The organism is Flavobacterium sp., from assembly GCF_043778725.1.
Taxonomy (GTDB): domain Bacteria; phylum Bacteroidota; class Bacteroidia; order Flavobacteriales; family Flavobacteriaceae; genus Flavobacterium.
Map to the genome: position 1 here is coordinate 23,626 of NZ_JAYWFT010000096.1, position 8,856 is coordinate 32,481.

General features: G+C 32.5%; 8 protein-coding genes. 4 read left to right on the top strand and 4 right to left on the bottom strand.

What is annotated here, in order from left to right:
- The first annotated feature begins 131 nt into the window (after positions 1-131).
- Both ACH2CG_RS08840 and ACH2CG_RS08845 read left to right on the top strand, forming a co-directional pair.
- The gene (locus ACH2CG_RS08840) at positions 132-416 is read left to right on the top strand and encodes a heavy metal-binding domain-containing protein (protein ID WP_395064284.1); all 285 of its coding nucleotides are present in this window, start codon (positions 132-134) and stop codon (positions 414-416) included.
- A gap of 75 nt (positions 417-491) precedes the next feature.
- Complete coding sequence (locus ACH2CG_RS08845; RefSeq protein WP_395064286.1) at positions 492-3,011, top strand: heavy metal translocating P-type ATPase; 2,520 nt, start codon at positions 492-494, stop codon at positions 3,009-3,011.
- A gap of 35 nt (positions 3,012-3,046) precedes the next feature.
- Here the strand turns inward: ACH2CG_RS08845 and ACH2CG_RS08850 are convergent, their stop codons facing one another.
- The 4 genes from ACH2CG_RS08850 to ACH2CG_RS08865 all read right to left on the bottom strand — a co-directional run bounded on the left by ACH2CG_RS08850 (position 3,047) and on the right by ACH2CG_RS08865 (position 6,300).
- The gene (locus tag ACH2CG_RS08850; protein WP_395064288.1) at positions 3,047-4,060 is read right to left on the bottom strand and encodes a transporter; all 1,014 of its coding nucleotides are present in this window, start codon (positions 4,058-4,060) and stop codon (positions 3,047-3,049) included.
- A gap of 5 nt (positions 4,061-4,065) precedes the next feature.
- Positions 4,066-5,106 (bottom strand): cytochrome-c peroxidase, encoded by a 1,041-nt coding sequence (locus ACH2CG_RS08855; protein WP_395064290.1) that lies wholly within the window; start codon positions 5,104-5,106, stop codon positions 4,066-4,068.
- Between the two features lie 59 nt (positions 5,107-5,165).
- Entirely contained in the window at positions 5,166-5,963 is a 798-nt protein-coding gene (locus ACH2CG_RS08860) for an MbnP family protein (protein ID WP_395064292.1), read from the bottom strand.
- A gap of 112 nt (positions 5,964-6,075) precedes the next feature.
- The gene (locus ACH2CG_RS08865; RefSeq protein ID WP_395064294.1) at positions 6,076-6,300 is read right to left on the bottom strand and encodes a hypothetical protein; all 225 of its coding nucleotides are present in this window, start codon (positions 6,298-6,300) and stop codon (positions 6,076-6,078) included.
- 371 nt (positions 6,301-6,671) lie between these two features.
- Between ACH2CG_RS08865 and ACH2CG_RS08870 the strand changes: the two genes are divergently transcribed.
- Positions 6,672-8,120, top strand: a complete 1,449-nt coding sequence (locus ACH2CG_RS08870; protein ID WP_395064296.1) for a glyceraldehyde-3-phosphate dehydrogenase — start codon at positions 6,672-6,674, stop codon at positions 8,118-8,120.
- Between the two features lie 396 nt (positions 8,121-8,516).
- Positions 8,517-8,798, top strand: coding sequence for a hypothetical protein (locus tag ACH2CG_RS08875; protein ID WP_395064298.1), 282 nt, complete (start codon positions 8,517-8,519; stop codon positions 8,796-8,798).
- Positions 8,799-8,856 lie beyond the last annotated feature (58 nt).

Genomic DNA, 8,856 nt, shown 5'->3' on the forward strand with positions numbered 1-8,856 from the left:
AAAGTTAAACGTTGTATAAACCATCCAATAATTCGATAAGTCAATTACGCAAATTAAACAATTAATTGTGTAACATTCTAGCAATAAACTTATTGTAATTTTATAGTTAGCATTAATTTAAAAGGAAAAAGATGAAAAAAATAATTCTTTCAGCTATTGTAATGGCTTTCATGACGGTTTCTTGCAACCAAAAAACTAAAGAAGTAAACTCAACCAATTCAGAAATGATGGAAAACGATTCTACAACAATGAAAAATGATTCTTCGATGATGAACAACGGTTCTTCCAAAAAAATGATGGTTGAAAAAATGTACAGTTGTCCGATGCATCCAGAAGTTCAAGGAAAATTGAACGACAAATGTTCTAAATGTGGCATGAAACTGACCGAACCAGTTGCAGATAACGCTGCTGAATAAGCATTTAGTTTCACACCATTAATAAATCAACTTTGCAATACTAACTTGTGAAGTTGGTTTTAATTCAATAAACCAATGACACATAAATATACAATTACAGGAATGAGTTGTAACGGTTGCAAGTCTAAAGTTGAAAAAGCATTAAACACAATTGACGGAATTAAAGCAACCGTTTTTTTAGAAACAAACAGCGCAACAATAACAATGGAAAAACACTTTCCAACGTATAAATTTCAAGAAATACTTTCTGCAATTGGAAACTATCAGATTTCCGATAACAAAGATACAGTTGTAGAAAATTCTGAAAAAGCAACTTCAAATTCAGAACTTAAAAACGATAAAAAAACTAGCGCTTCAAATAGTGATTTGGATGCAAAATACCATTGCCCAATGCATTGCGAAGGAGATAAAGATTATGACAAAGCTGGAGATTGCCCAGTTTGCGGCATGAATTTAGAAAAAGTTCACGAACTAAACTCTACCAAAACATTGTTTACATGTCCAATGCATCACGAAATTATTCAAGACCATTCGGGTTCTTGTCCTATTTGCGGAATGGATTTAGTTCCAATGCAACCAAGCGATTCTGAAGAACAGAAAACATATAAAAATTTGGTAAAAAAAATGAAAGTTGCTGTTTTATTTACAGTTCCTATTTTTATAATTGCAATGATGGAAATGATGGAAAATAATCCGTTGTATAAAATATTTCCTGCACTTTACACCAATTGGGTACAACTTTTTTTATCGCTTCCAGTAGTATTTTATGCGTGTTGGATGTTTTTTGTTCGTGCTTATAAATCAATAATCACATGGAATTTGAATATGTTTACACTTATCGGAATTGGTGCTGGTGTTGCCTTTATCTTTAGTTTAGTGGGATTGTTTTTTCCAAGTATTTTTCCAACAGAATTTAAAAATGCCAACGGTTCAGTTTCACTTTACTTTGAAGCCACAACCGTAATTCTAACTTTAGTATTGTTAGGTCAATTACTCGAAGCCAAAGCACACAGCCAAACAAGTGGCGCAATTAAAGAATTATTAAAACTTGCTCCAACACAAGCCACATTAGTTGTTGACGGAATTGATAAAATAATTTCCATTCACGACATAGCAAAAGGTGATTTATTACGCGTAAAACCTGGTGATAAAATTCCAGTTGACGGAAAAATAACCGATGGCGAAAGCAGTATTGACGAAGCAATGATTACTGGAGAACCAATTCCTGTAGACAAAAAAATTGACGATAATGTGATTGCTGGAACCATAAACGGAAACAAATCGTTTGTAATGATTGCCGAAAAAGTAGGTTCAGAAACGCTGCTTTCGCAAATTGTTAAAATGGTAAATGATGCCAGTCGATCTAGAGCTCCAATTCAAAAATTAGCCGATAGTATTGCTAAATATTTTGTGCCAATTGTAGTGCTTATTTCGGTAATAACTTTTTTGATTTGGGCAAAATTTGGTCCCGAACCAACATTAGTTTATGCATTTATAAACGCGATTGCGGTTTTAATTATCGCTTGTCCGTGTGCTTTAGGATTAGCAACACCAATGTCGGTGATGGTTGGTGTTGGCAAAGGTGCGCAATTGGGTATTTTGATAAAAAATGCCGAAGCCTTAGAAAACATGAACAAAGTAAATGTCCTAATAACAGATAAAACAGGAACAATTACAGAAGGAAAACCATCTGTAGAAAAAATTTATGCTGTAAATAATGAAGAAGATACTTTGTTACAAAATATCGCATCCTTAAACCAATACAGCGAACATCCATTGGCGCAAGCAGTAGTAAATTTTGCGAAAGCAAAAACTATTTCATTAGTAGAAGTCAAAGATTTTGAAGCTATTACAGGAAAAGGAGTTGTTGGAACAGTAACGAATAAAAAAGTAGCATTAGGAAATAAAAAACTAATGGAACAAGTAAGAGCAAGTGTTCCTAATGATTTAGAAAGCAAAATTATTGCTGAACAAAAACTAGGAAAAACGGTTTCTTATATCGCTATTGATGGTGTTGGTGTTGGATATATATCAATTACAGATGCAATAAAAACTTCTAGTAAAGAAGCGATTAAAGAATTAATGCGTCAAGGTATAGCAGTAATTATGCTAACTGGCGATAATGAAAACACAGCCAAAGCAGTTGCCGACGAACTCAATTTAGCTTCTTTCAAAGCTGGCTGTTTACCCGAAGACAAACGAAACGAAATAAAAAAACTACAAGCGCAAGGCAAAATTGTAGCCATGGCTGGCGACGGAATAAACGACGCTCCAGCTTTGGCGCAAGCAGATATTGGTATCGCAATGGGAACAGGAACTGACGTTGCAATAGAATCTGCCAAAATAACATTAGTAAAAGGTGACTTGCAAGGCATTGTAAAAGCTAAAAAATTAAGCCACGCCGTGATGCGAAATATTAAACAAAATTTATTTTTTGCTTTCTTTTATAATATATTGGGGGTTCCTATTGCTGCTGGCGTTTTATATCCATTTTTCGGAATTTTGCTTTCGCCTATGATTGCGGCTTTGGCGATGAGTTTTAGCTCGGTTTCGGTAATTGTAAATGCATTGCGTTTGCGTAATTTAAAAGTTTAAAATGAAAATACACTATATTACTTGTACGTGATTTTTTATAAAGCATAATTAATATTAATCGACCATCGGTACTTGGCCTCAACATTACCGCCAGTTAAATTTTGATTGATTGGTAACATTGCATTTACTCCAAGAGAAAGTTTATCTTTCCCTAACTCAAAACCTATTTTTCCAAAGAAAATATCTCCAGCTGTATTTTTAACAATTTGTTTATGCTGGTAATTTTCTTGATAAATTTCACCCGAAAAACCCAGTTGAGGAGCAAAAATATATTTTTTAACTTGATACAAATAAAATAAAGTAGAAGAATAATTCAACTGATTCCCAAAGCGATAATACTTATTATTTTCAGTTTTAATAATGTAATTCAGTAAAGTATTTAAACCAAATTGCTTTCTCTTAACTGTATATTCTGTTGCTAAAAGATAATCCCAACTGCCTGTTCCAACTTGGTAACTCGGATTTACATTTCCAGAGTTGGTTTCATTAAATTTTCCCGATGGCAATTTTACCCCAGCACCAACTTGCAATGTATGGACTAAAAGTGTACTGTCCTTATGGGTTTGATACAAACGATACATTCCTAACAAAGTAATATCGCCCAATCCACTTATATGTTGCTTTCCATTTTCGGTAGCTCTATCATGAAAATGATAAGGAACTAAAACTGTTACTTGTACATTTTTAATGACTGGAATTCTTGCCCAAACCTGCATGGTATTGAAATTTTCAGTGTACCATTTAGAGTTACTGTACAATCCATCGGTACTTTTATAGTTTTGATTAAAATATCTAACGCCAACAAAATTTGAGTTTAGCATAGAAGAAAACCCCATACTGCCGCCACTTGCAGAACATCCACAAGCATCACAATCATCTTCTTCCTCATCAGTATAAGCAAAAAAATATTTTTTATAATCAATAGCATTTGGAATTGTATCCTTTTTCGAAGATGGTTTTGCTAAATTTAGAAAGCCTGTAATTTTGTGATTTTCTGATGCAATTCCTATTTGAAATGCAAGTAGAAAAAATAATAAGTAATTTTTCATGGTAATTAATATTCAGAAAATCGAGTATCTGTTAAATACTGATTGTCAGTTAGTGTTTTAAGAAAAGTAATTAATTTTGATTTTTCTAATGTTGACAAAGGAATTCCTAAACTTGATCCGTTATTCAAATTAGAATCTAAAGTTGGAGAATTTACAATGCCAGAAGAATAGTGGTTTAAAACTGCATCAAGAGTAAAAAAACGACCATCATGCATGTATGGGGCAGTTTTTTCAATGTTTCGCAAGCTTGGTACTTTAAATTTATATAAATCCTGAGTGATTTCTGTAACGCGATAACGGCCAACATCATTTACTGCCGGGTTTACTGGCAATCCGTTATTTCTAAAAGAATTATCCGTAAAAATATCTGTTGCATGACACGAAGCACATTTCTGATTAAAAATAGCATATCCATCAAGTTCATCTTGAGTTAAAGTTCCGCCAACTTCATTGCGTCTAAATTTATCAAATCTTGAATTACTTGAAGTTACCATAACCATAAATTGCCCTAAAGCTTTCAGCATATTTTCCGAATTTATTTGTCCATCAGTAAAAGCTTGCTTGAATAATTTTTGGTAAATAGCATCATTTTTCATCATATTTATAGCGCTTGAAAAATTTCCATTCATTTCAATAGGGCTTGTAAACGGAATAATTGGCTGCAAATCTAAATGAGAAGTAGCACCATCCCACATAAAGGTAGTTTGATAAGCTAAATTCTGAATTGGTGGTGAGTTTCGTGTTCCTGCAGCATTGTTAACACCATGACTAACCGAATGTCCGTGATGAGTGAAGGCATTTGCCTGAATATGACAAAAACCACAAGAAATTAAACCATCTGACGAAAGTCTACCATCATAAAATAATTTTTTTCCTAGTTCAAATCCCTTTTCTGTCAATGGATTGTTTGACAAATCGTAAGCTAAAGGTGGAAAATTACTTGGAACTTGAAAGTCAATTAGAATCTTTTGATAATCACCTGAGTCATCATTAGAACAACTGATAAGTCCATAAAAAAAGAGCAATAAAAAATATTTTGCTTTCATTTTGATAAGTTTTAAAAAAAAGCCGTTAGCATAATATACTAACGGCTTTTTGAATTTATTTAGTCGTTATGAACGTGATTAACAGTAAACATTTCTGAAAGATTTGAAGTGATTAGAGGTAAATTTGCACCGCCCATAATCATTGCTCCCATTCCGCCCATAGTATTGTCTGAAAATTTCACTTTATTAGTACCATCAATAATTTTAGCTACGTCAGCAAAAATGTGAATATCTGGGCTAACATTAGTTCTAACGGTAGCTTGTTGAGGCAAGTCAAGAGTAATTTCTGTATAATTGTATGCAGTGCCTGTTTGTCCTGTATGTACCATAAAACTGGTATCATTGGCAACTGTTGCAGAACTAAAAACGCCTTCAAAAAGTACAAATTTATAACCTGCACTCCAAGACCACATCATTCCAGCATCTTGTGCTTTAGTCAAAAAATCTCCTTGACCACTAGCACCCAAATTAAATTGAGTTTGATCTACACCAATTCCAAATTTAACCTTTGTATAATTTCCTGATGGGATATTTGTTAACTCAATGGTCTGGCTCGCTATATTAGATTCATCTACAACAAAATAACTTTGACTTTTAGGATAGGTGAAAGTACTTCCGTCAGCATTTGTTAAAACAATGTTACTCACAATATATTTTACATCAGAGATTTTTAAATTTTCACCTTGTGAAGTAGTATTTGTTTGCGTGTTTAATATCAAATTGGAAGTGCCAAAAACAGTGTCAAATTCTAGACCAAGCGCGCCTGCACCACCAAGAGCATCATCGTCTTTAGAACATGCCGTAAATACTAAAGCCAAAGCCATTACGGCTGCTATTTTTTTTAATTGAAATTTCATTTTTATTTTTTAAATTTATACAATAGTTGCGTCCAAAGAGAATACTCTTCAAACAATTTTGAACATAAAAGTTCGGTCAATTCAATAACTTAGAATCGACAATCGATAAAATTTAAAAAATAAATGTTGGCGGATGAAATACAGAATAACAAACCGTATGAAAGTATAAATTAGAATAGCTATCACCAACAAAATTTTTATTGATGCAATAAATTGGACTAATTTCTATTTGTTTTATGTCATGAAAAAATAAAATTTCAACTTCTTGTTTTGAATTTTCTTTTTTATCGGAAGAAATTGGTTTTTCACTTTCTGATGCTTTAGCTAATTCTTTCATCAAGTGGCATTTTCCATTACACTTCATTTGTGGTTTAGCCTTGTTAACACATAGAACTTTGGAAATATATTCATAATTGACAATGTACTCTACAACCGGAAAAATTGGCTTAAGAAGAAGGGCAAATGCTAGTATGACTATTAATCTATTCACATTGCAAAAATATTAAAACTAATATACATTAGACGACAAAAAGAGCAAAAACTCCTTCTGTTAGTGCAAAAATTAACATTCATCAAAATTTAAAAAATAAAAAAGTTTAAAATAATTTCACGAAAACGTTATAGTTGATTACTTTTGCACCAAATTTAATCAGAATCTGAAGGAAATTCAGAAAAAACAACACAACAAAAACCCAATTTACTTTTCTTATGAACCACAACACTTTATACGAAAAAGAACTCTCTTTTCAGGCAGACAGACGCAAAGCTGGAGTCGAATTTATCAAAATAATAAGTGATTTATGGTACGATAAATCCATAGAATTAGTACTTTTTAGAAATCAATTAATCGATAGAAACGTTAGCGACATTATGAACTTGCACGAGTATGCTGGCGAATTTGTTCAGAAACCTATAAACGTCTTTGATTCGGTTGAAATTGCTAAAGCGATTTTAAACTTAGATTTGCCGCCATCACGTATTGATATAGGTAAACTAACGTATGAATACCATCTTGAAGATAACAAATATAACGATGCTAGAGCGTTTGTAATTGACAAATTAAAGAACGCTAAATCATCTAAAAACATCAAACCAAAAGATGTAGTTTTATACGGATTTGGTAGAATAGGACGATTATTGGCTCGCGAAATGATGAGCAAAATTGGCAAAGGACAACAACTTCGACTTAGAGCTATTGTTACTCGTGACAGAAATGACGCGCAATCTCTAGAAAAGAGAGCCTCATTATTACGTTACGATTCTATTCATGGTGATTTTGAAGGTTCGGTAACAGCCGATGTTGAAAATAATGCACTAATAATTAACGGTACAACAGTGCATATAATTACTGCCAATGCTCCAGAAGAAATTGATTATACCCAATATGGTATTGAAAATGCACTTGTTATAGACAACACCGGAGTTTTCACAACCAAAGAAGCCTTGCAACGCCATTTAGTTTCAAAAGGAGTTGAAAAAGTATTACTAACAGCGCCAGGAAAAGGAGTACCAAATATTGTTTATGGTGTCAATCATGAAGAATTTAACCCAGATGAAGTTACTATTTTTTCGGCTGCATCTTGCACAACCAATGCTATTACTCCAATTTTAAAAGCTGTAGAAGATACCCTTGGAGTTGTAAAAGGACACCTAGAAACCATTCATGCCTATACCAACGACCAAAATCTAGTTGACAATATGCACAAAAAATACCGTCGTGGTCGTGCTGCAGCATTAAACATGGTAATTACAGAAACTGGAGCAGGAAGTGCCGTTGCCAAAGCATTGCCTAGTTTAGCAGGAAAATTAACATCCAATGCTATTCGTGTTCCTGTTCCAAATGGATCGCTTGTGGTTTTAAATCTTGAAGTTGATAAAGTAACTTCCATCGAAGAAATAAATAACATAATGAGACACTATGCACTTGAAGGTGAACTAGTAGAACAAATTAAATACTCCTTAAATAACGAATTAGTTTCTTCAGATATTGTAGGAACATCAGCACCATCAATTTATGACAGTAATGCCACAATTGTTTCTAACGATGGAAAAAATATTGTTCTTTATGTTTGGTACGATAACGAATATGGGTACAGCCATCAAGTAATTCGCTTGGCTAAATACATAGCGCAAGTGCGACGCTATACCTACTACTAGTAGATTGAAATTTCTAATATAAAATCCGTTAGTCTATATGATTCACGGATTTTTTTTGATTAAAAACTGCCACTTTTTAAATAATATCAGAGGAATTTAATTTTTATAAAATAAAAAATAACACAAACCAAAAAACTATACAAAAATTCTTTTTTAGATGCCATTTCTACTAAAAGCAATACAAATAATCCAAAATTTATTTAAGAACAAAAAACTATCAATCCAATAAAAATCAATATTAAACATAAAAAAAACACTACAATTATTGTAATACAAAACCTACTCAAAAAGAGATATTGACAATATTTTAATACTTTAATCGATAATATCTGTATTTTAACGACACATATATAAGAATTTAATAACTTAGTCATACCAATCAAATCCGTTATTATTATGAAATTAAAAATTACTTTACTCATCATGATCGTGTGCAATTTAGGATTTACACAAGTAGGAATAAACACCGTCGAACCATCAGCCGCATTAGACATTAATGGAAATTTAAGAATTAGGACCATTGTTTTAACAACATCACCAGCTATAATAAAAGATTCAATATTAGTTGCAACTGGAAATGGAATGGTGAATAGAGTTTCCTCTAAAACTATAATTGGCAGCGCATTAAAAACTACAATAATAGACTGCACCCAAAAGTTTAGACAAATTTATAATTAATTTTGATAATAATGAGCTCGATATTGTATTGGGCTCATTTTGTTTAAATTCGACTTGC